Below are 23,408 nucleotides of genomic sequence, written 5' to 3'. Positions count from 1 at the left end.
TTTTTTTTATTTTATTTTCACACTGTTTAAAAGATTAGTACTGTCAGGGTTTTCTGGGTTTAATGTTATTCTCACTATTTTATCATTTTTATTGAAGATAAACACGGTACTGTGACTATTATCTGTTAAACTGGTTTCATTTATTTCAAGTCCAGGATTTCCAAGTACGTTTACACTTTGAGAATTATCCACACGTGTTTCACTATTACTTGTAGTCCAGTCATCGGCTGATGTTTCACTTAATTTATCATCATGAATTGCACTAATACTTCCAATGTATGTGCCGTTTACACTGTAAAAATCTGTAAATTGTGTTTGTGGGTTTTCAATAACTTTTCCAAACATTGGATGTTCAACTGTGAAATTATTGGAAGTATAAGTTGTTGTAGCTATATTATATGTTGTGAAACTTACAATCATTCCACCAATAATCAAAAGTAAGATTATAATTATTAGATATTGTAATCTTTTATATTTCCGTTGGTAAACTTGATTAGGGTCTTTTTTTAGTAGTGTTCCACATTTTCTACAATATTGATCTTGAGGTTCGTTTTTTTCACCGCATCTTGGACAATACATTTTCCCTTTAAAAATTTTTTTATATTTAATTTATTTTTCATCAATGTTTTGGGAGTAAACATTTACTGCTATTTTTTTAAGTCTTTTACTTAAATTTAGTAAGTCATCTTCATAAGTTTTTAGTTCCTCTTCATTAATATTTTCGATTCTTGTTATTGCAAAGTCTAAATCTGCAAGTGTGTTTTCTAATGGGTTTTCATTAAAGTATACTTCTTTTTTTTGTAAAGTTTCTAGTACTTCATGTAATTTATCATTTCCAAGTTTAGTGTTTTGATATTTACCATTACTTAATTTAACTATTAAGCCTTCTTCTCTCATTTTTTTAAGTTTAGGGTATAGGCTTCCTGGTGATGGTTTTGATTTAACTTTTCGTGTGAATGGATCATTTAAGTCTTTTTCATGTTTAGTGTAGTAGATTTGTTTCTTTTTTTCATGTAATTTTTTATTATGGATTTCTATTTGTTTACTTATTTCTACTCCATTTAATGGTTTGTCTTTTAGTTCGTATAATATGACTATTCTTAGTCCACCGTATTTATGGAAGTTTTCTATCATTTCATATAGTAGTCCCCAGTATTTAATGGTTTTATCTGCTTTTTCTTCTGGCATTTTGATTTGGCTCCAATATATTTTTTTTTATATGATTTTGAATAATTTTAATATTTGTCTTAATAATGGTAAGGTTTTCTTTGTTAGGTTTCCATGGAATTCTTTATTCACGGTTTCTAGGAGGTTGGGTATTGGTAATTGTTGTGGACACTTACTCACACAGGCATTACATTGCGTGCAGAGACTTGCATCTTGTGCTGGTCCTACTGTTCCTAGTAATCCTCCTATGTAATTGATTGTTGCTTCATGGATTCCGAATTGTTTTTGGTTGAATAAGTATTTTTCATTGTATGTTTGGAAACATTCTGGTATGCTTACTCCTCTTGGACATGGCATACAGTATCCGCAGCTTGTGCAGTTGATTTTATTTAATTTTAGTATTATGTTTTTTATTTCTTCTATTGTTTTGAGTTCTTCTTTTTTTAGGGTGTTTACTTGTGTTGTGTTTGCTATTTTTATGTTTTCTTTAACCATTTCTAAACTGTTCATTCCGCTTAGTATGCAGGTTATTTCTTTTTGATTGAGTAACCAGCTTAGTCCTAAATCTGCATTTGAGCGGGTGATGTTTTTTTCTTTTTTTAGTTTTTCTACTTCAGGTGGTAGTTTTCCTGCTAGTAGTCCTCCTTTTAATGGTTCCATTATTATTATTCCTATTCCTTTTTCGTGTAGGTATTGTATTCCTTTTTTTCCTGCTTGGAAGTTTTCATCTAAGTAATTGTATTGTAGGAGGCACATGTCCCAGGGGTAGGAGTCTACTATTTTTTGGAATTGGTTGCTTGGTCCGTGATAGGAGAATCCTATGTTTCGGATTTCTCCTGTTTCTTTTTTTTCTTCTATGAATTTGTTTAGATCATTTTTTTGGAGTTTTTCTATGTCTTCGTATCCTATTATATTGTGTATGAAGTAGTAGTCTATGTGGTCGGTTTGTAGGTTTTTTAGTTCTTGGTTGAACATTTTGTGCATATCATTGTAGGTTTTTATTCTTAGCCGGTTCATTTTTGTGCTTATGTTGACTTTGTTTCTTAGGCCTGTTTTTTTTAGTATTTCACCTATGGCTTTTTCGTTTTCTCCGTTTCCGTACATGTATGCTGTGTCTATTAGGTTTACTCCATTATTTATTGCATATGTTATTTCTTGGCTTGCTTTTTTTAGGTCTGTTCCACTCATGGTGGTTGTTAGTCTCATTGCTCCGAATCCTAGAGGTGAGAGTTTTTCTCCGGTTTTGGTGATTGTTCTGTATTGCATTTATTTTTTCCATTTTTATATTATTTTTTATCGGTTTTCGATATTTTATGTTTTGTTTTTTTTCTCATATATATACTTTCTTTTCACATTTTGGATTATTCTTTTGTCTTGTTTTTGGTTTTTATTTTGATTTTTTGTCTTGTTTTTATATTTTTTTTAGGGTTTTGTTTTTTTTATTTTCATATTTTAATTTCGATATCTTTATATATAAGTTTATTCTAATACTAAGATAAGACTTTTAAAACTGACTATGTGTCTTATTAAATATTGAGATTTAATACTTTATTCATTTAATTAAAAATTTTTTAGACAAAATAGTATAATGTTAAAAGTAATAACAATATTTAAATATAACATTAAACATAGTTTATATTACATAAAGTAATAATAACAAAATTGAGGTGAATGTCAATGAACATAACTGATACAAGATTTTTAAATAAGCTTAATACTTTTTTCAAAAACCAATATCCTGGTGGAAAAAATTTTGAGTACACAATATCTCCAGATGGAGATTACCTTTTTGTTACTTCCATGGTATATGGAGGTCAACAAATGATTGCAGAAGATCTAAAAGAAATAGGAAAAGCTATAGGAGCCACCTATGATGACATGATTGTATGTTTAGACAGATACTTCATGATGTTTAAATTAAACAATTACAACACGATGGCAGCTAAATAAAACATTCAAAATTTAATAATCATTAAATCTATAAAAACTTTTTTAGGTTTAATGATTATTCTTTCACCATTAATATAAATATCATTTTAAGTATTACATAATTTTATTAAAAAAAATTAATAGTATTAAACCTTAATACTATTAATCAATTGATTAGCCAGATTAGAACTACTACTAACATCCCAATTACTTAAATCATTAGGTAAAACACCTACAATAAAATCATGATTATCCTTATTAAAACCATAAGCATAACCAGTTTTACCATTATAACTTACTTTATATTCAGTAACAGGAATATTATTAACAGTTAAACTATTCTGAGATAAGATTTTACCACCATACTGACTTATAAGATCACTTGACATAATTTGATCTTCAGCTACAGCAAAGTAACCATCATTTCCAGAATAAACAACTAAAGAACCATCTAAACCAGTAGTAACTTGAGTGTAACCATCAGGACAAGTGAAACTACTATTATTCAAATTCACAGTACTAGATGCAAATATAATCCCCGTAGAAGCTAAAATAGTGCTAATTAATAAGATTGTTAAAATTTTCTTATTCATAAGAATTCCTCCCTTTAAAATTTATAAAAATATATATAGTTTCTATTTAATAAAACATTTGCTAAGGTATTGAATAAATAATTTAATAATCAAAGTAAAAATATTAAATCATAATTTTAATATAAATTGAAAAATAAAAGTAGATATTATATAAAAAAAATTTTTTTAAATTGATTGTTATGGATATGGAAATTAAAGAAAAAATAATACCTGAGAATTTAGTGGCTTTACTTGAGTATAGTGGTGATGGTTTGAATAATACTCTTTTTGAACTTTTTGAGTGGGCTAAAGAATCTAAAGTTAAAATTCAGGGTGCTCCTTTTAGTGTTTTTAAAAATTTCAATAGTGAAAAAGAGGTTCATTATTGTGGTGTGTCTATACGTGGTGATGATTTAAAGGTTCCTGATTGTATTTCTATTAAATCTTTTAGTAAACATCTTGTTTTAAGTTCTATTCATGTAGGTTCTCATGATAGTGCTTATAAGACTTATGATGAAATTGTTGAATATGCTGGGGAAAATAATTACACTGTTTTAGATACTAGTTATTTAGTGTTTTTTAATAATCCTTTATATACTGATAAGGATCATTTAATTAGTGATGTTCAGGTTAATGTTTTAAAAGATTAAAAAGGGATTTAATTTTTTTATAGTACTATTTTAAATATGTGATTGTTTTTAAATTAAATTAAATAATTTTAAAGGTGTTTTTTTATTTATGTGTGAAATTAAGGAAAGTCAAATTAAGCAATTGAATAGTGTTTGGCATTCTATTTTTGTTAAGAATTTATTTAGCAATATTGAATCTAATTATCCTAATCTTAAATCTTTAGATAATCGTGAGATTGGTGTTATTGCTCGTACTGGTCATCATAAGAATACTGTTATTAAGGATGTTACTCGTGAGTCTAATCTTCCTAAGAGTTCTATTACTAATGTTATTAATAAGTTAGAAGCTAAGGGTTTGATTTTAAGGGAGATTAATCCTGAGGATAAGCGTAGTTTTAAGTTGGTTTTAACTAGTGATGGTGAGAAAGTTTTAAAGGAGCATGATGATTTTGAGTATGAGTTGTGTAGTACTGTTTTAGCTGCTTTGGATTCTAGTGATGAGCGTGATTTGTTTTTGAGTTTGTGTTCTAAGATTTCTGATAATTTACTTGATTTTTGAGGTTTTTATTTTTTTTTAAAAAGATACATCGATATATTTAAATATATTAATATATAGATTTATTGAATATGAGCTCATGTAAAAAGAAAAAACATAAAATCCCCAAATCAGAAGAAATCAATAAAAACCAGGAAACATTAAAAGCAATAGCAGACCCTACAAGATTAAAAATCTTATACTTACTTCAAGACGGAGAATTATGTGTATGTCAAATACATGAAGGAATAAATAAATCCCAATCCACAATATCACACCATTTAAACATACTAAAAAAAGCAGAAATAATAAAAATGAGAAAAGAAGGCATATGGAATTATTACAGCCTATCTAATCCCAAATTAATAAAACATTTAAATAAAATTTTCAAAGGAGAATAAAAAAAATATGACAAAAAAAGTAGCAGTAGCAGCATGTAGTGGAATGAGTCCTAACGGATTAATCACACGTGTAAGCTGTGACGATACAAATAAAGAAAACCCTCAAGTAATAAGTATTTGTATGGGTGCAACATCAGGAGAAAGAACTGGTTTTAGAGATTTAATAAAAAAATATCCAATAATAGCAGTTAATGGTTGTGATGGATCATGTGTAAACAGTATCCTAAAACAAAGAAATGTAGATGTAATCGATTCAATAAATGTCAATGAAGAATTAAGTAAAACAGAATACCATGCAAATGACACATCACGCTTAGACAATGATGGGGAAATTTGTGTAGATATTATTAAAAACATTTTAAATAAGAAAATAGTGAAAATATTAGAAAAATAAAATACTAAGATAATAAATTCCTATGTGTGAGCTGATTTTAAATGGTAAGTGAAAATTCTTGTTGTGGACTTATTAATAAATACCCAGATAAATCTAAAGTTAAAAATCCAAGTAATCCTAATTTTAAAATAGATGATAATTTAATTAATGAATTAAATTCTTTAATTAGTAAATTAGGTTTGCTTGATATTGCTTATGTTAATGATTTGGATGATTTATGGTTAGATGATAATGATTTTGGTTTTAATGGGGCTATTGTTTTAACTATGGAAATGTATGATAAAATTTTAAGTACAATTCCAGGTAGCTTAGCTAAAAGTTTTAATGATGAATTATATGAAGATTTTGGTAATTTGACTTATGAGGTTTCTGATTTTTTAAGATTAAATGGTTTTGAAACTTTTGTTGCTCCTCCTAATGGTGATATAATTAATTTTTCTAAATTAGGTGAAAGGGCTGGTTTAGGTTATGTTGGTAAAAGTGGTTTATTAATTAGTCCTAGTTTTGGTCCTAAGGAGAAGATTAGTGCTATTTTAGTAAATATTTCTAATTTACCTATTAATAAAGCAGATGATTTTTCTTGGATTAGAGAGTATTGTAATTATTGTGGTAAGTGTGTTAAGGCTTGTCCTCATAATGCTTTAATTAAGAATATGGATGTTGTTGATTTAGATTCTTCTTCTTGTGTTGGTTGTAGTGAAGCTTGTACTGAGTGTATTAAAGCTTGTCCTTTTTATTTAAAAGGTTATGAAGTGGTTAAGGAAAAGTTTGATAAGATTTCTCTTTTACTTTCTAGATGATTTTTCTTTTTTTTTAAGGTATAAGTATAAATAATATTTAGTACTAATATGGTACTATACTTAACTTGTACTAAATTATTATTTTATAAACAGGAAAAATAAAAATGTCAGAAGAAAACATAAAACTCCTAGAGGAGAACCAGAAAAAGCAATAAACCACTTAGCATGGCCAATAGTCTTATCCATGATACTAACAAGCCTCTACATGTTAATAGATGGAATATGGATAACAGGACTAGGACAAACCGCAATAGCAGGAGTAGGATTCGTAACACCAATATTCATGATACTAAACGGAGTAAGCGTAGGATTAGGAGTAGGAGCAACCAGCCTAATAAGCAGATACGTTGGAGCAAAAAACCGTGAAAACGCAAGTAAATCAGCAACACACTCCATAATAATATTCACAATAACATCAATACTTCTAACAATACTCCTACTACTAATACAAAAACCAGCACTAATAATGTATGGAGCAACAGGACAAGCATTAACAGAAGGATTAAATTACAGTACAATACTATTTGCAGGACTATTCACATTCATATTCGCAAACGGAGGAACCGGAATACTACGTGGAGAAGGGGATATGAAAAGAGCCCTCTACGCAGTAATCTTATCTGTAACAATAAACACAATAATAGACCCCATATTCATATACACCCTAAAACTCGGAACCGCAGGTGCAGCATGGGCAAGTATAATAAGTTGTGCAATATCAGCAATACTCATATTCTACTGGATACTAAAAGATGAAAAAACTTATGTACAAATAAAATTCAAAGGATTCCATTACAACAAGAAAATAACAAGTGAAATCCTAAAAGTAGCAATACCAAGCTCACTAGAAATGATAATAATAGCAATCTCATATGCAGCATACCTATACTTCATAAGCATAATAGCAGGTGAAACAGGAATAGCAGCTTTTTCCTCTGGTCAAAGATTATACATGTTCCTAATAATGCCATTAACAGCCATAGGTTCAGCAGTCGTAGCAGTAAGTGGAAGTGCATATGGAGCAAAAAATAATGAATATCTAAAAAGATCACATAAATACGGATCAAAACTCGGAGCAATATTCGGATTAACAATAACAATAATATTCTTACTCTTCAGTAAACAATTATCCTATATCTTCGCATATACTCCACAAACCCATCACTTAATACCAATCATTAGCCAATTCTTAATAATAATTGGATTAGCATTCCCATTTACAGGAATAGGAGTAATAAGTAGTAGCATATACCAAGGATTAGGAAAAGGAATAATAAGTTTAATATTCACAATCCTACGTGAAATAATCGCATGTTTAAGCTTATCCTACATATTCGCATTCACATTCGGATTAGGATTAATAGGAATATGGATAGGAACCTGCCTTGGAAGAGTAATAATGGGAATAATCAATTACCTATTTGCAAAACATACAATAAAAAAATATTAAAAAAAGGATGAATGTTAAAATTTTAATTTTAAACTGTAACGTTTATACTTGTACTTGTATTAGAAGATTCATAAATAACAGTACTACTATATGAGCATTGTGCAGTATATTCCCCTTCATATAAGTTTATAGCTAATTCATAATCCCCTTCATCATTAGTACTTACCATGTAAACTTTACTTGCACCATCACTTAAACGTGTAAGGTTAAGGCTAATGAGTTGACCACTAATTGCTTCACCTTTACTGTTTAATAATTTTCCTGTGAAATTTTGACCTGCCCCATATTTAGCTTGGAACTTATTAGCTGTTAAATTTGTATCAATCCGATTTACAAGTATAGAACTATTTACTAATCCACTTGCTATGTAAATAGTATTATTTATATTTAAACCATCAAAACTTCCACTTACACTATACTTACCTTAATTTCCCTGAGCATAACTAATATTAGATTTATTATTACTTGAGAAATTTGATAAATCTGAAGTAGGAACTTGAATATTATTAATATTAACTTCATTATCATTAGCACTTAAATAAGTTTCATTATTAATATCTTCTGCACAAACTGAAGACATAGTAAAAGTTAATATAACTAGAAATACTAACAGAATATTTATTCTATTAATTCAAAACACCTCCAAACTTTTTTTTAAATTTTTTAATTTAAACCATGATAATTATTATAAATTTATTACATAAAAAAATATTTCTATAATATTATTCATATTTAACTAAAAAAAATGAATTTAACTAAAAAAAAGTATCAAGGCTTCCATGAATTCTGCTTTTATGATAAAAAAAATATAAGGAAATAAAATAAAAAATTTAAACTTTATAAAAAAAAAGGGATAATAAGAAAAAATGAATATATATTTGTACTAAATATTTGTTAGAAAAATGTTTTTAAGATTTAATACAAATTTTTATAATTTAATAGCAGTAAAAGCATAATGCTTTTCATCAATTAACTTAAAATTTTCTAATTCAAAATTAGTTCTTTTAAGTAAAAATTTAATTTCACGCTTATTATAAATCCTATAATCCCCATGAGGTCCGAATCTACAAATAATATTTATCACTCGACGAATTAAACCTGGAGCAGTAGGTTCGCCCATGATTAATTTACCCTCCTTTTTAAGAACACGATTAATTTCATTTAAAACATTACTAGGATTAGGAAAATGATGGAAAGCAGAATTACAAACAACTAAATCGAAACTTTCATCATCCCAAGGAATATGTTCAGAATCTCCAACTTTAACACATCCTTCAGGAAACTTAGTTGATGCTTTTTTAACCATTTTAGGAGAAATATCCAAACCATAAACTTGAATATCAGGATCATGATTTAAAATTTTTTTAATCATATCCCCGGTTCCACAACCTAAATCAAGCATGACTTTAGGATTCTCATTAATTACTCTTGGTATAACTTCTTCATATGTTGGCTGGGCAAATACTCCATCCCCTTGGGAATAGTAATATTTAGATGTTTTATTAAAATATTTTCTACTCTTTTCTTTATTATTCATTTAAAATCCACATTTAAAACTAAATTACTTAATAATAATATTTTTGTAAGATTTTACATATATACTTTTTCTTAAAAAAAAGGTTTAATTGGAAGATAATCTAGTATATATTTAAACAAAAAAAAATTAACTAAACCTTAACACCCTTAAAAAGTGTAAGTGTTTAAAAAAAAATAAAAAAATGTTTTAAATTAAATTATTCACAAACCTTATCCTTATACTCACATCTACTACAATAATGATTATCTCGTGGGAAAGATTCCTTACTAATATTACTTGCAACCAAGGATAATGATTTATCAATATTCACTAAATCCTCTATACTAAAAGGTATAAGATTCTTTTTTAAATCCTTAATAGTGAAGATTCCACCACTACTAATTTTTAAATCCTTAAATTCAGGATTCTCCATTAAAGCTAAAATATAAATAAATATTTGTTTTTCAAAATATTCCGGATGATAAGTAACATTTAAAGAGTCAGTGTTTTTAAAATCAATAATCTCAAGACTACCATCATCTTTTTGATTAATTAAATCAATTTGACCTGTTAACTGATAATTACTTTTACTTATATTAAATGGGATTTCACTACCTTTAACATTTAAATCAGAAGCAAAATTATTGTAATAATCCTTAATATTCTTTACTGTTTCCTTTAATTCTTCATCTTGAATATTAATATTTGGATTATTATCAATCATAGACTTAATTAACTTGTTAATATTTATTTTTTCATTTTCCTTTAATTTAGAATGAATACTATTTAATATTTCATGAACTGCAATACCATAAGTGATTTTACTTGTATCACTTAATTGGAATTTATAATTATAATGTAACTTGTACTTGAAAGGACAATCAGTATAATCACTAAAACTAGTATAAAATAATGGGACAATTTCCTTTTCCTTTTCTTTTCTAATTTTACTAGTTGGAATACTGATTTCTAATAACTCATCACTATTTAATTCATGTATACAAGAGTTTTCCTTTTTCAATTTATATATAATTTCAGGAATACTGGAATCCTCTTTTTTAGTGATAACAGAAAGGATTAATAAATCTTTAGCACGTGTCATTGCCACATAAAGAATCCTTTTTTCCTCATCTTCATATAATTTAGCTTCTAAATCAGGGTCCGGGTTTTTATACTTTAAATACTTACTTGGAGTGTGGAAATTAGCCTTACCATTACTCCATTTTTTAGTTTCCCTTTCACTATCATATTTACCTGGGAATTTATCCTCTTCAACTGATCCAACAATTACAACTGGAAATTCTAAACCTTTAGACTTATGAACAGTTAAAATTTGAACAGCATCCAGTTTACTCTTATTATTGGATGGACTAGTGTATTTATCCAAGTTACCATTTAAGAAACTGAACAAGCCTTTAACATCATATTTATTAATCATTCTCTCATAATTATGAATAGTGTTAGAAAGACTAGCTAGATTCAATAGTTTATCCTCATCACCAGGCTTTGCTTCCTTAGATAATGAGCTTAAATAATTGTTGATGTTTAAAAGTTTATAATACAAATCAAGTAAGGTTAATTTATCATTAATATCCACATCTTCTACTGGTTTTTCAAATTCTTCTTTTATACTGTTTAATGTTTTAAAGAACTCTAAATCATTAGGATTTGTGATTCCTAATTCTTTTAAGTCTTCTTGACTCATTTCACTTAAAACAATAGGTTTAATCTTTTTATCAATTTCATCTAAAACATTATTGTGACGATTGAAAACTCCACTAAACTTTTTAATACGTGACTTCTTACCAGTTAATTCTAAATAGACTTCATGTTCACATTCAATTACACTATTTTCATAATCACTTTGTAATTTAATTAAAATATCTTGTGTTTCAGTGCTTAAATTAAAGTAATCGGTAAAATCAGAACTTGTGAAAGCTTTAAGATTTAACCAATCCTTCTCCCATTTACCAGTATACTTTAATGCATGATACCCCGTGAAATACCAAAGCAAAGTTATTATGCTTCTGATTTCATCTTTCTCCATTAAATCCTGATTACCATTTATAATATAATTAATGTTTAACTTATCTAATTCATCTAAAAGCGGACCAATTTTACCTTTAGTGCTTCTAAAAAGGATTCCAATATCACTTAAACACTTAACTTTACCATTACTTATTAAATCATTAACAGTACTTGCAATATTAACTGCCTCATCATCCCTACTAGAATTAGTTAAAGTGAAAATCATACCACCATCACCACGACTAGCACCTAAATCCTTACAAGTACCACTACTACGACAAGTCCCAATAAAAGACTCATTAACACTAACAATACTTGGAGTACTACGATAATTAGTCTGCAAAGTCACAACACTACAATCATCACCATCAACCAAACCATTAAAAAATTCAGGATCAGCACCTCTAAAAGCATAAATACTCTGATCCTCATCACCAACAACAGTAAAAGAATCACAACCCTCACGCAACAACTTAAAAATCTTCATCTGAACCGGATCAGTATCCTGAAACTCATCAACAAGAATATTACGATAAACCAAACCCTTCCTAACACTCTCATCCATAAGTAACTCTAAAGCCTTAACCTGCAAAAGACCATAATCCAAATAACCCTCACTCTCCAACAAACTACAATACTTAGGATAAGCACGAGCAACCGCTAAATAACGAGCATTATACCAACTATCCTTCAAAACAGGATCATCATCAACAACCTCCTTTGGAAACTCAAAATAACCATTACCATCACCCTGAACCTCCCTAATCAAATCCAAATACTCCCTACTAACAGGACTCTCAGACTGGATAAAATCAACCAAACCCCCAGTATCAACACCAAAAGTAGTATACTCATCAAACTTATCAATAACATTATCAATCATAAAATTCGGAACATAATACTCAAAACGAAAACCCAAATCACCCATATGCTTACGAACAAACATATTCAACAATTCAGAACCACCATCATCACGAGAATCCACACCATCAGCAAGCACACTCAAAGCCTCACTACCATACTCACTTAACAACTTATAACAAAAACTATGAATAGTACTAATCTGCATACGATTAATCATATCATCACTAATAAAATCCTCACCACGCAAACGAAGCTTCAACTCCTCAGCAGCCTTACGAGTAAAAGTAATCACCAACAAAGACTCAGGATCCACACCACACTCACCTAACAAAAACTTAACCCGCTCAACAAGAACAAAAGTCTTACCAGCACCAGGACCAGCATCAATAACCAAAGGCTCAACACCACAATAACGAACAGCATCCAACTGATTAGAATTCAAACTATTAATCATAAAAATAAATCCCCCATAATAAGATAAAATATTTATAATTAAATATTAAACTTACAAGTAAAAATAATTTAACCCTAAAAAAAAGTGAAAGAATATAGAAAATAAACAGATACATATACCCTGAAATAATCAAAACATGAATCTTTAATTATTTAAATTATTAATAATATAAAAAACATATTAAGCTTATGCAAAAAAAGCTTTATAATGAAAATATAATTTCTGCAAAACCTTTTCTAAAATGGGCAGGAGGAAAAAAACAATTACTTCCTGAAATAATTAACAGATTACCAGAATCTATTTTAACATCAAAAACAATTGAATACTATTTTGAACCTTTTGTAGGTGCCGGTGCTGTGTTTTTTTACTTAATGAGTAATTTTCATATAAAAAATGCATACATCTCAGACATTAATAAAGAACTAATATTAGTATACAATGTAATTAAAAATGATCCAAACGATTTAATAAACTTCTTAAAAGAATTAGAAACTAAATTCTTAAAATTAAACACCACAGATAGAAAAGAATTCTACTTAGATATTAGACAAAAATTTAATAACCAATTAACAATAACATATCCAAATGATTACACAAATTATAATATTTACCGTGCAGCTTACATTATTTTTATGAATAAAACAGGATTCAATGGTTTATTCAGATTAAATAAAAAAGGTGAATTCAATGTACCCTTCGGAAAATATAAAAACCCCAAAATCTGTGATGAAAACAATATTTTAAATGTTCATAAGTTATTAAAAGATGTAACAATAAAAAATACTAGTTATTTAGATTCTGAAAAATTTATTAATGAAAACTCATTTGTTTACCTTGATCCTCCATATCGTCCATTAACAAAAAGTGCAAATTTTACAAGTTACACTTCAAATGATTTTAATGATAAACAACAAATAGAACTTGGAGAATACTACAAACGCATAAATGATAAACATGCCAAAGTCATGTTAAGCAATAGTGATCCTAAAAATGTAGATCTTAACGATAACTTTTTCGATTCATTATATTCAGATTTTAATATTGACCGTGTCCAAGCAAGACGAAATATAAATAGTAATGCTAAGAAACGTGGGAAAATTAATGAATTAATTATTAGAAATTATTAGTGATAAAAATGGTAAAATATCAAAATTTAGGTTTTAATAGTGAAGATAAATATTACGAACACTTTGTAAATACATTATTACATACAAATCATGATTTTAACTTCTTTGTAGATTGGGATAAAGTATTTGGAAACATAGAAGAAAATAGTGTACCTATTTATATTTTAAATAGTTTAATTGAAAAACCAGAAAATGAAATTGAAAATGAGTTTAGAAAAATTTTAGAAAACTATCCTGATGTAGTTCCAATTTTACCTTCTATTCTAGCTATTAGATTAACCAAAAAAAATAAAAATGTAGGAATATTTGATTCAATATATAAAGAATACAGCTTTGATAGGAATAATTATAATATTGAAGATTTAATAGAGTTTTCTAAAGAAACCGGATTATTAGATCTTTTTGGGAAAATAAAAAATTTATATGCATATCTTGTTGGAACTGAAGTAGGTTTAGATACAAACGCTCGAAAAAATCGTAGCGGAATTGTATTCGAAAATAATATTGAAGATTTCTTAAATGAAAATCTTAAAAATAAAGCAGGATATACTTTTCACTCACAGGAATTTGTTCATGGAATTGATAGAAGTAAAAGAGCAGATTTCGTAATAAGTAAAAATGGAGTGCAAAAAATAGTTATAGAATGTAACTTTTATAATTCAACAGGTTCTAAACCTATAGAAGTAGCTCACGCATACTCAGAATTACAACAACAATTAAATAAACAAGGACTACTTTTTATATGGGTTACTGATGGATTAGGTTGGAAAACAAGTATGTTAAAAACATTAAGAGATACAAGCCCAAATATTGATTATTTACTCAATTACACAATTTTTGTAAAAAAATTCAATGAAATTTTAGAACTATCTAATGACTTAAAACAAAAACAACACCAAGAATATTTTTAAAAAACAACACTTTTTTAATTTCAATATTTTTTATTAAACCTAAAAAAGAATCAGATTGATTTTATTATAAGTATTAACATTTTTATTACTTTATTTTTTGGCTTGTTTTGTTTTTTAATATTTTGAGGATTCTTATTTTTAATGATTTAAGTTTTTCATTGTTTTTTTAGTGTTTTATTAGATTTTTTCTAGTTATTAATTTTTTTGTTTGCTTAAGAGTGTTTTGTTATTGTTTTTATTAGTTTTTTTATATATGGAAGTATTACTTTTTACTTGTTTATTAAGTTTTTTTTAATAACAAGGTTTATATTAGTATTACTTTAGAAAGTTTTAACGTGATAAAAATAAATTAATCTTTTATCACAATAAAAACCTTTTTTTAATAGAAAAAATTAAAAAAAAGGGTGTGTATTTTTTGACAAATGGACAAAAATTTTTAGCAGTTTTAATAAGTTTAATATTACTAACAATAGGAACAGTATCAGCAGTAGAGGATACAACATTATCTAATACAGATAGTATTGAATCCTCCACAAATGATATTAAATTAGATTCTAGTAACTCAAATGATAAATCAACATACAATCTTGATTTAAAAATAAATTATGAATACTCAGAAAATAATAATGTAATGAATCCTACAATTAATATTAAAGAAAGCAACAATACATTAAATTTAAACAAAACCTATTCAAATGATATATACCAAGTGAAACTTAATTCTAATTCAAATTCCATACTTAACATTACAGTTTCAGCACCTGGATATATAACTCAATCACAATTATTAACAATAAATAATAATCAAAGTGATTTATTAGGAAATTTAGTGTTCAATATGAAAGCTACTGAAAGTTACCAATTAGGAAGAGATGTAACAGCAAAAGCAGATTCACTCCTAAATTTCAACACTGCAGATGAAATCTTAGCAATAACCACTGCAGGTGTACCTAAATTAAATGGACAAACTAGTGAAGATGCAATAGAAGCAATACTAAACTATGGGAATAGAATATCTTATGGTTTAGGAAACATGCTAATGTTACGTCAAACAGCTACTAGTCCAATAGATTTTTGTTTTGTAACAAGAAATGGTAATAAATTAAATGCAGTCATATTCTTAAATGGATCTACAACTTATTCTTATTTAGGAAGTATATCTGAAAATATGACAAAAGCTCAATGGAACCAACTCTATAAAGCAGTAGGTGGAGAAAACGCATTTTCCTTTGCAAGTTTAGCTAATGGATGGTACGATAATGTATCATACTTAGTTCTGCAAGAAGCAGCCTTCCACGGACATATCTGTGAAGGAACACTTGGAGGTTACACAATAACTGAAGCATTAATGCAATATTACCCTCCAATAAAAGCAACTGATGGTGGAAGTGGATCACCTGGAGATATAACATCATATAAAGTGTTAGGAATTCCTGGAGATTCTGCTAGTGACGCAGTACTATTCTTTTTAGATGCAACAGCAGGTAAAAGTGGATATGTAGGATTCGACACTACATCAACTGGTGCAACTACTAATATGATGGCTTTTATAAGATGGAAAGATGCTGTAGTAACTTATAATAAAACAAGTAATAAATATGAAGTTACAAGCCCAGGATCCGGAACATTAATTTTAATGCAATACAATTCAGCAGAAAACAAAAAACTATTTGAAAAAGAAACTGGAATAAAAGGTAACGGTAGTTTAGAACAATTAAAATATAATACTTGGTGGATTAACCGGATTAACACTAATCCTGCTAGTTTAGTAAGTATACTCTTAGAAAAAGAAAACTTAACAGAAAAACAATACTACTATTTAATAGGCTCAGCAAAAAACATTACATTCCCTACAAGTAAAAATGCTACAAACGCAGGGGAAACAAGAATAGAAGCTATTGAAGCTCATGGTTTAGATTATAATTATATAATGAGTTTAAATTTACCAAATGCAATTCGTAATAATACTATTGCTAATCGAGGCAATTTAACTTATAATGATTTTAAAGAAATCGGACTAAGAGCAAGTAATTTAGCTAAAGATATATTCAAAAAAGAATTAGGCATAGAAATTGAAAAAGGAATGCCTAATTTTGAAATCCTTACAACTGCAGGTTACAGTTATATTAAAGAACAAAGCACAGAAGCTGTATGGGATGGAATATTTGAAGTATTCGGTTCAAGATTAAGTAGATACACATTATTACCAGACCACAGACCAATGTGGAAACCATTATGGTTTACTTTTGTATTAAAACAAGATGATGGTAAATTAATGTCTGTTTACATAAGATATAATGAAGATGGAACTTACTTTATAGGTTCATACAATGGAACTCATGTTCATGACATTGGAATGAACACTTTAAATAATAGTAAATTAAGTTCTGCAATTAGTAGTAATGTTTTCCCTGATGGTAATTGGTTTAACATTCAAAGTTTAACTAATGCATGGGCAGGAGATTTAGCATTTGACCAATTAGTAACATTCCTTTTCCATGGACATGCTTGTCCTGGAGTTCAACCAGGATTTTTCATGACTGATTATATTCAAAGTAATTATCCATTAAACGAAAATGAATCATACTTTTACATTGCATCTAGTATATATTGTAAAGATGATAGTTTAGAATATTTACTTGGTATATCTCCAGGTTTAGGAAATTATATGGATCAAAGATTAACTAGTGATGATGTAGAATCTGATTATATTAATGGTGCTACTGAAGAAGGAGTTCTTGTAATTTGGGATAATGAATTAAATATAGGAAGAGCAGTTATAATGAATTTTAAATGGGCAACTATTGATACAAGTTCTGCTGCTACTTCTGAAGCTAAACGTGCAACTACAATTCAAGCCTTCATTGATTTATATAATGGTGTATCTAATCCAAATATTAAAGAAGGAAATAGTATCTTAGGTTCTGAAACTCGTTATATAACCCAAGAACAATTCAATTTCATTAAATCTGGAGGAGGTAAAGATACTAATGCAATTTCTTATCTTAAAAGTCTTCCAAATATGAGTAAACAAGACTTATTAGATTCTATGAAAAAGAATGATAATCAAAATAATGGTACTGTGATTGTTGATAATGGTGGATCTTCTAGTTCCTCTTCTAATTCAATCCAATCCAACCATGGTTCAAGTGCTTCTAACTCTCTAGGTTCTACTAGTGCTTCTAATTCCAATCTTGGTTCTTCTAATAATATTGGATCTAATAGTGTAAGTTCTTCTAGTTCATCTAGTTCTGATGCTAAAGGTGCAGCTTATGAGATTAACCAACAAGCTTCATCTAGTTCAGGTATTAATTCTAATAATTTAATTTATGCAATTATTTTAGTTTTAATTATTGGAGCATTTGCAGGTTTTGGTTTTATTAAAACCCGAAAAAATGAATAAATATTTTTAAAAATTTTATAAGTGAATTAATAATTATTTTTTTCACTTATAAATTTTTTTTTACTTTTTTTATAATTATTAAAAATTTTTTTTTATCAATAAAATAAAATATGGGGAGATGTTTTTTATAAAGAATTTGAATAAATTATCATTATTATTTATTATTTTAATTTTAAGTTTATGTATAAGTCTGAGTTTTGTATCAGCTCATCCAGGTCATGGTAGTGAATATGTTGAAGAAGTTTCAAGTGGCTCTTCAAGTAATTCAGGTGTTAATCATGCATCATCAGGCAGTAGTAGTTCTCATGCATCTGTAAGTTCTGGTAGTTCTCATGCTTCAATTTCCAGTGGTTCATCTTCAAGTAGTCTAGGTTCTAGTGATTCTACAAGTTCTAGTAGTTCAGGTTCTAACCCTTCAAGTTCTACAAGCCAAGTTGAATCAAGTGATTATTCAAATAATACAAATCTTACAGCTAATACTAGTGATAATCAATCTGTAAATAATAGTAATGGAAATAATGGGTCTGATTCTATTTTTTCATTAAATAATATTATATTATTAAGTATTGTCTTTATTGTTGGTTTTATTGGTGTTGTAATTTTATATAAATTTTTATTATGATTAAAATGTTTAATTATTAGGGAGGTTTAATTTTTTATGCATTTACCTGATGGTATAATACCTTTAGATCAATCTATTATTTATTGGATTATTTGTATAATTTTTATTGGTATTTTTCTCTATAAATTTAGAGCTAGTAAAGATTATACTCACAGACTAATACTTTTAGCTTTTTTTTCAGCTGCAGTGACAATATGTTCAGGTATTAGTATCCCTACACCTTTTGGTATTCCAGTACATTTCTTTTTAATACCTTTAGCTGTGTTAATTATGGGTCCTTATAGTGGTATTATAATTACATTTATAGCACTTTTAGTTCAAGCATTATTTTTAGGTATGGGTGGAATTGTATCTCTTGGTGCTAATGTATTAGTTATGGGTATTATTATCCCATTTATAGTGAGTATTTTTTATTTAATATTTAAAGATTTAAATGATAAGTTTGCAGTGTTTTTAGCAAGTTTAGCTAGTATTAGTTTAGCTAGTGTTTGTCAAATGTTTATAATTCTGATTTCAGGTTCTGGTAATTTTGAAATTTTAATAACAAGCCTTATTCCATTTTATATTCTTGTTGGAATTTTAGAAGGTCTTATGAATGTTATTATAATTTCTTTTTTAAGGAAAGTTAAGCCTGGGATTTTAGAATTAGATAAAGTTTAGTGGAGGTTTTAAGGTAGAATGAATTTCAAAAAAATTTTAATTATATTTACATTAGTATGTATATTAAGTGTTTCTAATGTTACAGCTCATGGTGTTGATGTAACTGATAATCATATGGTGATTGCTGATAATAATAATGGTGTTAATGCTAAAAATTTAGCTGATTCTAATAATATTAATATTAGTGTGTATAAATTCACTTCCTCAAGTGAAGTTGAGCATATACTATTGCATAGTGTAAATAATACAGATAAAAGAATTGTTGTTATAGCTTATCAAGATGAAGCACGTTCTATTATAAGTAAATATCCTGAATTAAAGGATCGAGTTTTTATTTCATCTGATAATGATGAGGATTTACTTAATGCAATGATGTTAGTTGATACTACTGATGATAATAAATCTAATAATGATAATGTTAATTTAGCCCTACCTTTAGTTGTAGGTTTGGTTTTAGGTCTTATTATTGGTTTAGGTGTTGGTGTATTTTTATCTCATAGGAAAAAGTAATAATATTTTTTTTTGGAGAAATGATATTTAATGGAAATTTTAAGTATTTTAATGCAAGTGGGAATATTATCTGCTGTTTTGGTTTTTGGTATTAAGGTAGGTTTGGCTTCTGGTTTGTCTAATATTTCTAAGAAGTATCTTGCTGGAGTATGTATTGGTTATGGTGCTGGGGTTTTAATATTGTCTAAGGTGGCGTCTTATTATACTAGTCAGTTAACTAATTTGATTTATACTTATAATTCTGGATTTTTTATTATAATGGCCGCTATTATGATTGTGGCAGGTGTTTTAACTATTCGTGAGTATAAGGTGCATAATAAGAATACTAGTACGGCTACTTGTATGGTTGTTATTGCTCCTTGTCCATGTTGTTTTGGAGTTATAATTGCAACTATATTATTACTTGCTCCTACTGTAAGTATTGGTGTATTTATTTTAAGTGAATATGTTGCAGTTGCATTAGTTGCAACTATATTAATTTCATATTTTGCTTCTAATACAATTGTTAAGTTTATTAAAAAACCTTACCCTATAATCTTAGGTAATTTTGAATTATTCCTTGGGGTTTACTTCCTATTATCTGCTATAGTTTTACCAAACATAGCAACTGCACTAAGTAAACAGTTTAGTGGAATTAACATCCAATCTTTTAATTCATTGTTCATGTTCATAGTCTTAGCACTAGTTTTAATAGTAATTGGATATTCTATGACAAAAAAATCTAGCTTATTAGATTAAAAAAAAAAATTTAAAAATTAAAAATTTATATTTAAAAAAAATTTTAAAGGTGAAAATTAAATGGTTTCAAGCATTCCTGGAAGTAGCTTTTTAACATCTGCTTTAGATGTTATTTCTCAAAGTTTACAGATTCCAGTTATTGTATTTTTATTATTATTTGCGATTATTTCAATTATAATATTAGGAGGTCTCATATCTGAGTATACTTCACGTAAGAAAGTTTCTATGAAAACTATGCGTGAACTAATTTATAATATAACAGAATCAGATAGTGTAGAGAGTATGAAAGAAGTTATTGCTTCTAGTAATATTCCTAAATCTCAAAGAAGGGTTTTGGATAAGATTGCTTCTTCTAGTTCTTTGACTAAGGATTCTCGTGTTGCTTTGGCTCGTAAGTTTATTGAAAATGAGGAGGATAGGACTGCGAAGTCTTTAGAGAAAACTGATATTATTACTCGTATTGGTCCTACTCTTGGTTTGATGGGTACTTTAATCCCTATGGGTCCTGGTCTTGCAGCTTTAGGAACAGGTGATGTGAATACTTTATCTCAAGCTATTATTGTAGCTTTTGATACTACTGTTGTTGGTATTGGTGCTGGTGCGATTGCTTACTTTGTCTCTAAGGTTAGAAGTCATTGGTATGAGGAGTATTTATCTAATCTTGATGCTTTAGCTGATGTTGTCTTAGATAAGTTGAATCATTTAAAATCCTATGGAAAGTGATTTTTTTATGGTTCGTGAGACTAGTCGTAGACGACGTAAACATGAAGAAGAAGATCCAATGGCTGGTGTAGGTAATCTTGTTGATGCTATGCTAGTTATTGCTGTAGGTTTACTTGTTTTCCTTGTTATGAGTTGGAACATGCAAAGTGTTGTTTTTAATGAGGATATGAGTCAAAGTCAAAAACAAGATGCTATGAATGCTATGCAGAAAGTAGCTCAGGTAGATCAAGGCCAACAATTAAACGACACACCTGATACCAGTAATGCAAGTGGTAAAGGTTATACTGAAATGGGTAAAGTGTATAAAGATTCTAGTTCGGGAAAATTAATAATGGTGCAAAGTACTCTACGAACATTATATCCCTAACTTTTTTTATTTTTTTTCTTTTTAAAATTTTGTAATTTTAAATTAAATAAATTCTAAAAATTAATTTTTTTTATAAAAATTTTATATAAGATATAAACAATTTTAATTAAGTTATATGTAGATTGACTTATAAGTTAAACCCTAAATAGTAGATTAATCTTATTTAATTATAGTATTAATAATTTAAAATAAAGAATTATCTATTAGTAAGTATTTTAATTAGGTGTTGTTTTAATATTACTAGCTAGTTATTTTTTAGTATATTTTATAAGATTTTAAATTTGTTAATATAAATTTTAATATTTTAAAAAAAGAGTAAATGTGAAAAAAGAATAAAATATTATTCCTTTTTCTTTAAAAATAAAAGGTTTGAAGAATCATATATTTTTTAATTAAAAAAAAATAGTTCTTATAAAGACTAATAGAATTTAATTAGAAACAACAATTTATACAATTAAATAAGAAATTAAAAAAAAATAGAAAAAATAAGAAAATTATTTATTAGAAGCTTTGAGAGCCTGAACTCGGATCCAAATTCACTTCTTTAGTAGTTAAAGTATTCCCACTCTTATCATAAACAGTTATAAGTGCATGATCAGGGTAATACTTAAATGCATCTTTACTTGCTACTTTTAAGTTTCCTTGAGAACTTACAGTTTTAGGCACTATAATTCCATGATTAAGATTACTTCCATCACGACTATATAATACACTTATTTGTAAATTTTCACCAGCATGCTCAGCTCCAATGTTAACAGTACAATAAGTTTTAGCAGATAATGAACTAGCAGTACTGAAAGTACCACTTAATATTTCATAATTATTAACATTATCATTAACATTATTTTGCACAGTATTTTCCACATTATTATTGTTATCATTACGGTTTATACCGAAAAATGAGTAAAAATTATCCATAAAACTATAAGTTGCACCTAAAGTACTATCACATGTTCCAATGAAATTATAAGTACTACTGGAATCTGATTGCCAAGAGTATGGATTAAATTCACTTGGTGGAATATACATTATTTCTGCAAGACCTTCATCAAGTAAGATTTGATTTAAGTTTTTACCATCAACTATAACAACTGCTAAAGTACGACCATACTTATCCTTATTTTTACTATCATCAATATCTAAACTAACAGTTTTATCTAGACATAATTTTTTAACAAAATTCTTGGAAGTATTGTATCCTTCAACTCCACGTTCAGGTGTGTTAACTCCAACAAATCGGACTTTCCCAACACCAGAAACATATATAGTGTCCCCGTCAACTACTTTAGTACAAGTACCACTTACTTCACTATTACAATCAGTATCTGAGTATTGACTTAGAATATCAGAAACACTCATACTTGAATATTTACTTTCAGGTATTGTATGTGAAAATCCTGTACCTTTATAATAATAAGCACTAACAGTAGATAAAGCACTAACCGCCACAATCATTATAATTAATATTGCAAGAATATACTTTTTTTCAATTTTTATTATCTTTATCCCCCCTTTAAGAATTAATTATGTATATGATTAAGTATATTCTTTTAAGTGTAATATAAACTTTTTTAAATCTTTCTACGGCACTGTCAAAAACTTAGTTGA

The 23,408-nt window shown here is 27.7% G+C and carries 24 protein-coding genes and 1 pseudogene; 16 read left to right on the top strand and 9 right to left on the bottom strand.

What is annotated here, in order from left to right:
* Nucleotides 1-6: 6 nt before the first annotated feature.
* Genes BP997_RS03380 through BP997_RS03370 form a run of 3 tightly spaced genes read right to left on the bottom strand, consistent with a single transcriptional unit; the run spans nt 7 to nt 2,433 of the window.
* The gene (locus tag BP997_RS03380; RefSeq protein ID WP_413825901.1) at nt 7-579 is read right to left on the bottom strand and encodes a zinc ribbon domain-containing protein; all 573 of its coding nucleotides are present in this window, start codon (nt 577-579) and stop codon (nt 7-9) included.
* A gap of 30 nt (nt 580-609) precedes the next feature.
* Nucleotides 610-1,188, bottom strand: coding sequence for a PadR family transcriptional regulator (locus BP997_RS03375; RefSeq protein WP_413828355.1), 579 nt, complete (start codon nt 1,186-1,188; stop codon nt 610-612).
* 27 nt (nt 1,189-1,215) lie between these two features.
* On the bottom strand, nt 1,216-2,433 hold the full coding sequence (locus tag BP997_RS03370; RefSeq protein WP_409198993.1) for an aldo/keto reductase: 1,218 nt from the start codon (nt 2,431-2,433) through the stop codon (nt 1,216-1,218).
* A gap of 411 nt (nt 2,434-2,844) precedes the next feature.
* Between BP997_RS03370 and BP997_RS03365 the strand changes: the two genes are divergently transcribed.
* The gene (locus tag BP997_RS03365; protein WP_409198994.1) at nt 2,845-3,117 is read left to right on the top strand and encodes a hypothetical protein; all 273 of its coding nucleotides are present in this window, start codon (nt 2,845-2,847) and stop codon (nt 3,115-3,117) included.
* Between the two features lie 125 nt (nt 3,118-3,242).
* On the opposite strand, the gene BP997_RS03360 is transcribed toward BP997_RS03365, so the two are convergent.
* A complete protein-coding gene (locus BP997_RS03360; protein WP_413825896.1) occupies nt 3,243-3,689 on the bottom strand; it encodes a hypothetical protein in 447 nt (148 codons plus the stop codon).
* A 185-nt stretch (nt 3,690-3,874) separates the two neighbouring features.
* On the opposite strand from BP997_RS03360, the gene BP997_RS03355 reads away from it, so the two are divergent.
* The 6 genes from BP997_RS03355 to BP997_RS03330 all read left to right on the top strand — a co-directional run bounded on the left by BP997_RS03355 (nt 3,875) and on the right by BP997_RS03330 (nt 7,877).
* The gene (locus BP997_RS03355) at nt 3,875-4,318 is read left to right on the top strand and encodes a GyrI-like domain-containing protein (protein ID WP_413827537.1); all 444 of its coding nucleotides are present in this window, start codon (nt 3,875-3,877) and stop codon (nt 4,316-4,318) included.
* Between the two features lie 88 nt (nt 4,319-4,406).
* Nucleotides 4,407-4,856 carry a MarR family winged helix-turn-helix transcriptional regulator gene (locus tag BP997_RS03350; RefSeq protein WP_413825892.1) on the top strand — a complete coding sequence of 150 codons (450 nt, stop codon included), beginning with the start codon at nt 4,407-4,409 and terminating at the stop codon, nt 4,854-4,856.
* Nucleotides 4,857-4,924: 68 nt separating this feature from the next.
* Nucleotides 4,925-5,233 (top strand): ArsR/SmtB family transcription factor, encoded by a 309-nt coding sequence (locus tag BP997_RS03345; RefSeq protein ID WP_413825890.1) that lies wholly within the window; start codon nt 4,925-4,927, stop codon nt 5,231-5,233.
* 7 nt (nt 5,234-5,240) lie between these two features.
* Nucleotides 5,241-5,627: a putative zinc-binding protein gene (locus BP997_RS03340; RefSeq protein WP_413825888.1), complete on the top strand. Its 387-nt coding sequence runs from the start codon at nt 5,241-5,243 to the stop codon at nt 5,625-5,627.
* 41 nt (nt 5,628-5,668) lie between these two features.
* Nucleotides 5,669-6,427: a 4Fe-4S binding protein gene (locus BP997_RS03335; protein WP_413825886.1), complete on the top strand. Its 759-nt coding sequence runs from the start codon at nt 5,669-5,671 to the stop codon at nt 6,425-6,427.
* 184 nt (nt 6,428-6,611) lie between these two features.
* Nucleotides 6,612-7,877, top strand: coding sequence for an MATE family efflux transporter (locus tag BP997_RS03330; RefSeq protein WP_413828825.1), 1,266 nt, complete (start codon nt 6,612-6,614; stop codon nt 7,875-7,877).
* A gap of 28 nt (nt 7,878-7,905) precedes the next feature.
* Here BP997_RS03330 and BP997_RS03325 read toward each other — a convergent pair whose 3' ends face one another.
* The 4 genes from BP997_RS03325 to BP997_RS03310 form a co-directional block, all read right to left on the bottom strand.
* A complete protein-coding gene (locus BP997_RS03325; protein WP_413825882.1) occupies nt 7,906-8,046 on the bottom strand; it encodes a hypothetical protein in 141 nt (46 codons plus the stop codon).
* A gap of 255 nt (nt 8,047-8,301) precedes the next feature.
* Nucleotides 8,302-8,457, bottom strand: coding sequence for a hypothetical protein (locus BP997_RS03320; protein WP_413825880.1), 156 nt, complete (start codon nt 8,455-8,457; stop codon nt 8,302-8,304).
* A 348-nt stretch (nt 8,458-8,805) separates the two neighbouring features.
* On the bottom strand, nt 8,806-9,414 hold the full coding sequence (locus BP997_RS03315; protein ID WP_413828823.1) for a class I SAM-dependent methyltransferase: 609 nt from the start codon (nt 9,412-9,414) through the stop codon (nt 8,806-8,808).
* 196 nt (nt 9,415-9,610) lie between these two features.
* Nucleotides 9,611-12,739 carry an ATP-dependent DNA helicase gene (locus BP997_RS03310; protein ID WP_413828821.1) on the bottom strand — a complete coding sequence of 1,043 codons (3,129 nt, stop codon included), beginning with the start codon at nt 12,737-12,739 and terminating at the stop codon, nt 9,611-9,613.
* Nucleotides 12,740-12,927: 188 nt separating this feature from the next.
* On the opposite strand from BP997_RS03310, the gene BP997_RS03305 reads away from it, so the two are divergent.
* The 9 genes from BP997_RS03305 to BP997_RS03265 all read left to right on the top strand — a co-directional run bounded on the left by BP997_RS03305 (nt 12,928) and on the right by BP997_RS03265 (nt 21,800).
* Nucleotides 12,928-13,866: a DNA adenine methylase gene (locus BP997_RS03305; protein WP_413828819.1), complete on the top strand. Its 939-nt coding sequence runs from the start codon at nt 12,928-12,930 to the stop codon at nt 13,864-13,866.
* Between the two features lie 8 nt (nt 13,867-13,874).
* Nucleotides 13,875-14,777 (top strand): type II restriction endonuclease, encoded by a 903-nt coding sequence (locus tag BP997_RS03300; protein WP_413828817.1) that lies wholly within the window; start codon nt 13,875-13,877, stop codon nt 14,775-14,777.
* Nucleotides 14,778-15,183: 406 nt separating this feature from the next.
* The gene (locus BP997_RS03295) at nt 15,184-18,180 is read left to right on the top strand and encodes an FmdE family protein (RefSeq protein WP_413828815.1); all 2,997 of its coding nucleotides are present in this window, start codon (nt 15,184-15,186) and stop codon (nt 18,178-18,180) included.
* Nucleotides 18,181-18,298: 118 nt separating this feature from the next.
* Nucleotides 18,299-18,802 (top strand): hypothetical protein, encoded by a 504-nt coding sequence (locus BP997_RS03290; RefSeq protein ID WP_413828813.1) that lies wholly within the window; start codon nt 18,299-18,301, stop codon nt 18,800-18,802.
* Nucleotides 18,803-18,838: 36 nt separating this feature from the next.
* A complete protein-coding gene (locus BP997_RS03285) occupies nt 18,839-19,462 on the top strand; it encodes an energy-coupling factor ABC transporter permease (RefSeq protein WP_413828811.1) in 624 nt (207 codons plus the stop codon).
* Between the two features lie 18 nt (nt 19,463-19,480).
* Nucleotides 19,481-19,972 carry a hypothetical protein gene (locus BP997_RS03280; RefSeq protein ID WP_413828809.1) on the top strand — a complete coding sequence of 164 codons (492 nt, stop codon included), beginning with the start codon at nt 19,481-19,483 and terminating at the stop codon, nt 19,970-19,972.
* A 30-nt stretch (nt 19,973-20,002) separates the two neighbouring features.
* Nucleotides 20,003-20,710 carry a DUF2162 domain-containing protein gene (locus BP997_RS03275; protein ID WP_413828807.1) on the top strand — a complete coding sequence of 236 codons (708 nt, stop codon included), beginning with the start codon at nt 20,003-20,005 and terminating at the stop codon, nt 20,708-20,710.
* Between the two features lie 60 nt (nt 20,711-20,770).
* Nucleotides 20,771-21,433 carry a MotA/TolQ/ExbB proton channel family protein gene (locus tag BP997_RS03270; protein ID WP_413828805.1) on the top strand — a complete coding sequence of 221 codons (663 nt, stop codon included), beginning with the start codon at nt 20,771-20,773 and terminating at the stop codon, nt 21,431-21,433.
* A gap of 7 nt (nt 21,434-21,440) precedes the next feature.
* Nucleotides 21,441-21,800 (top strand): DUF2149 domain-containing protein, encoded by a 360-nt coding sequence (locus BP997_RS03265; RefSeq protein ID WP_413828803.1) that lies wholly within the window; start codon nt 21,441-21,443, stop codon nt 21,798-21,800.
* 1,005 nt (nt 21,801-22,805) lie between these two features.
* Here the strand turns inward: BP997_RS03265 and BP997_RS03260 are convergent.
* Nucleotides 22,806-23,159, bottom strand: a pseudogene (locus tag BP997_RS03260) (thermonuclease family protein); the annotation flags it as partial.
* Between the last annotated feature and the right edge of the window lie 249 nt (nt 23,160-23,408).

It is taken from the genome of Methanobrevibacter sp. UBA412 (genome assembly GCA_002495685.1).
Classification (GTDB): domain Archaea; phylum Methanobacteriota; class Methanobacteria; order Methanobacteriales; family Methanobacteriaceae; genus Methanobrevibacter_A; species Methanobrevibacter_A acididurans.
The sequence above is the reverse complement of the archived record's forward strand: the minus strand, read 5'-3'. Positions and strand labels throughout refer to the sequence as shown.

Excerpts from the sequence above, each read along its gene's own strand:
- BP997_RS03380 (WP_413825901.1), bottom strand. The coding sequence starts at position 579 with ATGTATTGTCCAAGATGCGGTGAAAAAAACGAACCTCAAGATCAATAT.
- BP997_RS03290 (WP_413828813.1), top strand. The coding sequence starts at position 18,299 with ATGTTTTTTATAAAGAATTTGAATAAATTATCATTATTATTTATTATT.
- BP997_RS03265 (WP_413828803.1), top strand. The coding sequence starts at position 21,441 with ATGGTTCGTGAGACTAGTCGTAGACGACGTAAACATGAAGAAGAAGAT.
- BP997_RS03275 (WP_413828807.1), top strand. The coding sequence starts at position 20,003 with ATGGAAATTTTAAGTATTTTAATGCAAGTGGGAATATTATCTGCTGTT.
- BP997_RS03305 (WP_413828819.1), top strand. The coding sequence starts at position 12,928 with ATGCAAAAAAAGCTTTATAATGAAAATATAATTTCTGCAAAACCTTTT.
- BP997_RS03375 (WP_413828355.1), bottom strand. The coding sequence starts at position 1,188 with ATGCCAGAAGAAAAAGCAGATAAAACCATTAAATACTGGGGACTACTA.
- BP997_RS03330 (WP_413828825.1), top strand. The coding sequence starts at position 6,612 with ATGATACTAACAAGCCTCTACATGTTAATAGATGGAATATGGATAACA.
- BP997_RS03285 (WP_413828811.1), top strand. The coding sequence starts at position 18,839 with ATGCATTTACCTGATGGTATAATACCTTTAGATCAATCTATTATTTAT.
- BP997_RS03315 (WP_413828823.1), bottom strand. The coding sequence starts at position 9,414 with ATGAATAATAAAGAAAAGAGTAGAAAATATTTTAATAAAACATCTAAA.
- BP997_RS03370 (WP_409198993.1), bottom strand. The coding sequence starts at position 2,433 with ATGCAATACAGAACAATCACCAAAACCGGAGAAAAACTCTCACCTCTA.
- BP997_RS03365 (WP_409198994.1), top strand. The coding sequence starts at position 2,845 with ATGAACATAACTGATACAAGATTTTTAAATAAGCTTAATACTTTTTTC.
- BP997_RS03360 (WP_413825896.1), bottom strand. The coding sequence starts at position 3,689 with ATGAATAAGAAAATTTTAACAATCTTATTAATTAGCACTATTTTAGCT.
- BP997_RS03280 (WP_413828809.1), top strand. The coding sequence starts at position 19,481 with ATGAATTTCAAAAAAATTTTAATTATATTTACATTAGTATGTATATTA.
- BP997_RS03300 (WP_413828817.1), top strand. The coding sequence starts at position 13,875 with ATGGTAAAATATCAAAATTTAGGTTTTAATAGTGAAGATAAATATTAC.
- BP997_RS03325 (WP_413825882.1), bottom strand. The coding sequence starts at position 8,046 with ATGGTAAGTACTAATGATGAAGGGGATTATGAATTAGCTATAAACTTA.
- BP997_RS03355 (WP_413827537.1), top strand. The coding sequence starts at position 3,875 with ATGGAAATTAAAGAAAAAATAATACCTGAGAATTTAGTGGCTTTACTT.
- BP997_RS03340 (WP_413825888.1), top strand. The coding sequence starts at position 5,241 with ATGACAAAAAAAGTAGCAGTAGCAGCATGTAGTGGAATGAGTCCTAAC.
- BP997_RS03345 (WP_413825890.1), top strand. The coding sequence starts at position 4,925 with ATGAGCTCATGTAAAAAGAAAAAACATAAAATCCCCAAATCAGAAGAA.
- BP997_RS03335 (WP_413825886.1), top strand. The coding sequence starts at position 5,669 with ATGGTAAGTGAAAATTCTTGTTGTGGACTTATTAATAAATACCCAGAT.
- BP997_RS03270 (WP_413828805.1), top strand. The coding sequence starts at position 20,771 with ATGGTTTCAAGCATTCCTGGAAGTAGCTTTTTAACATCTGCTTTAGAT.
- BP997_RS03320 (WP_413825880.1), bottom strand. The coding sequence starts at position 8,457 with ATGTCTTCAGTTTGTGCAGAAGATATTAATAATGAAACTTATTTAAGT.
- BP997_RS03350 (WP_413825892.1), top strand. The coding sequence starts at position 4,407 with ATGTGTGAAATTAAGGAAAGTCAAATTAAGCAATTGAATAGTGTTTGG.
- BP997_RS03310 (WP_413828821.1), bottom strand. The coding sequence starts at position 12,739 with ATGATTAATAGTTTGAATTCTAATCAGTTGGATGCTGTTCGTTATTGT.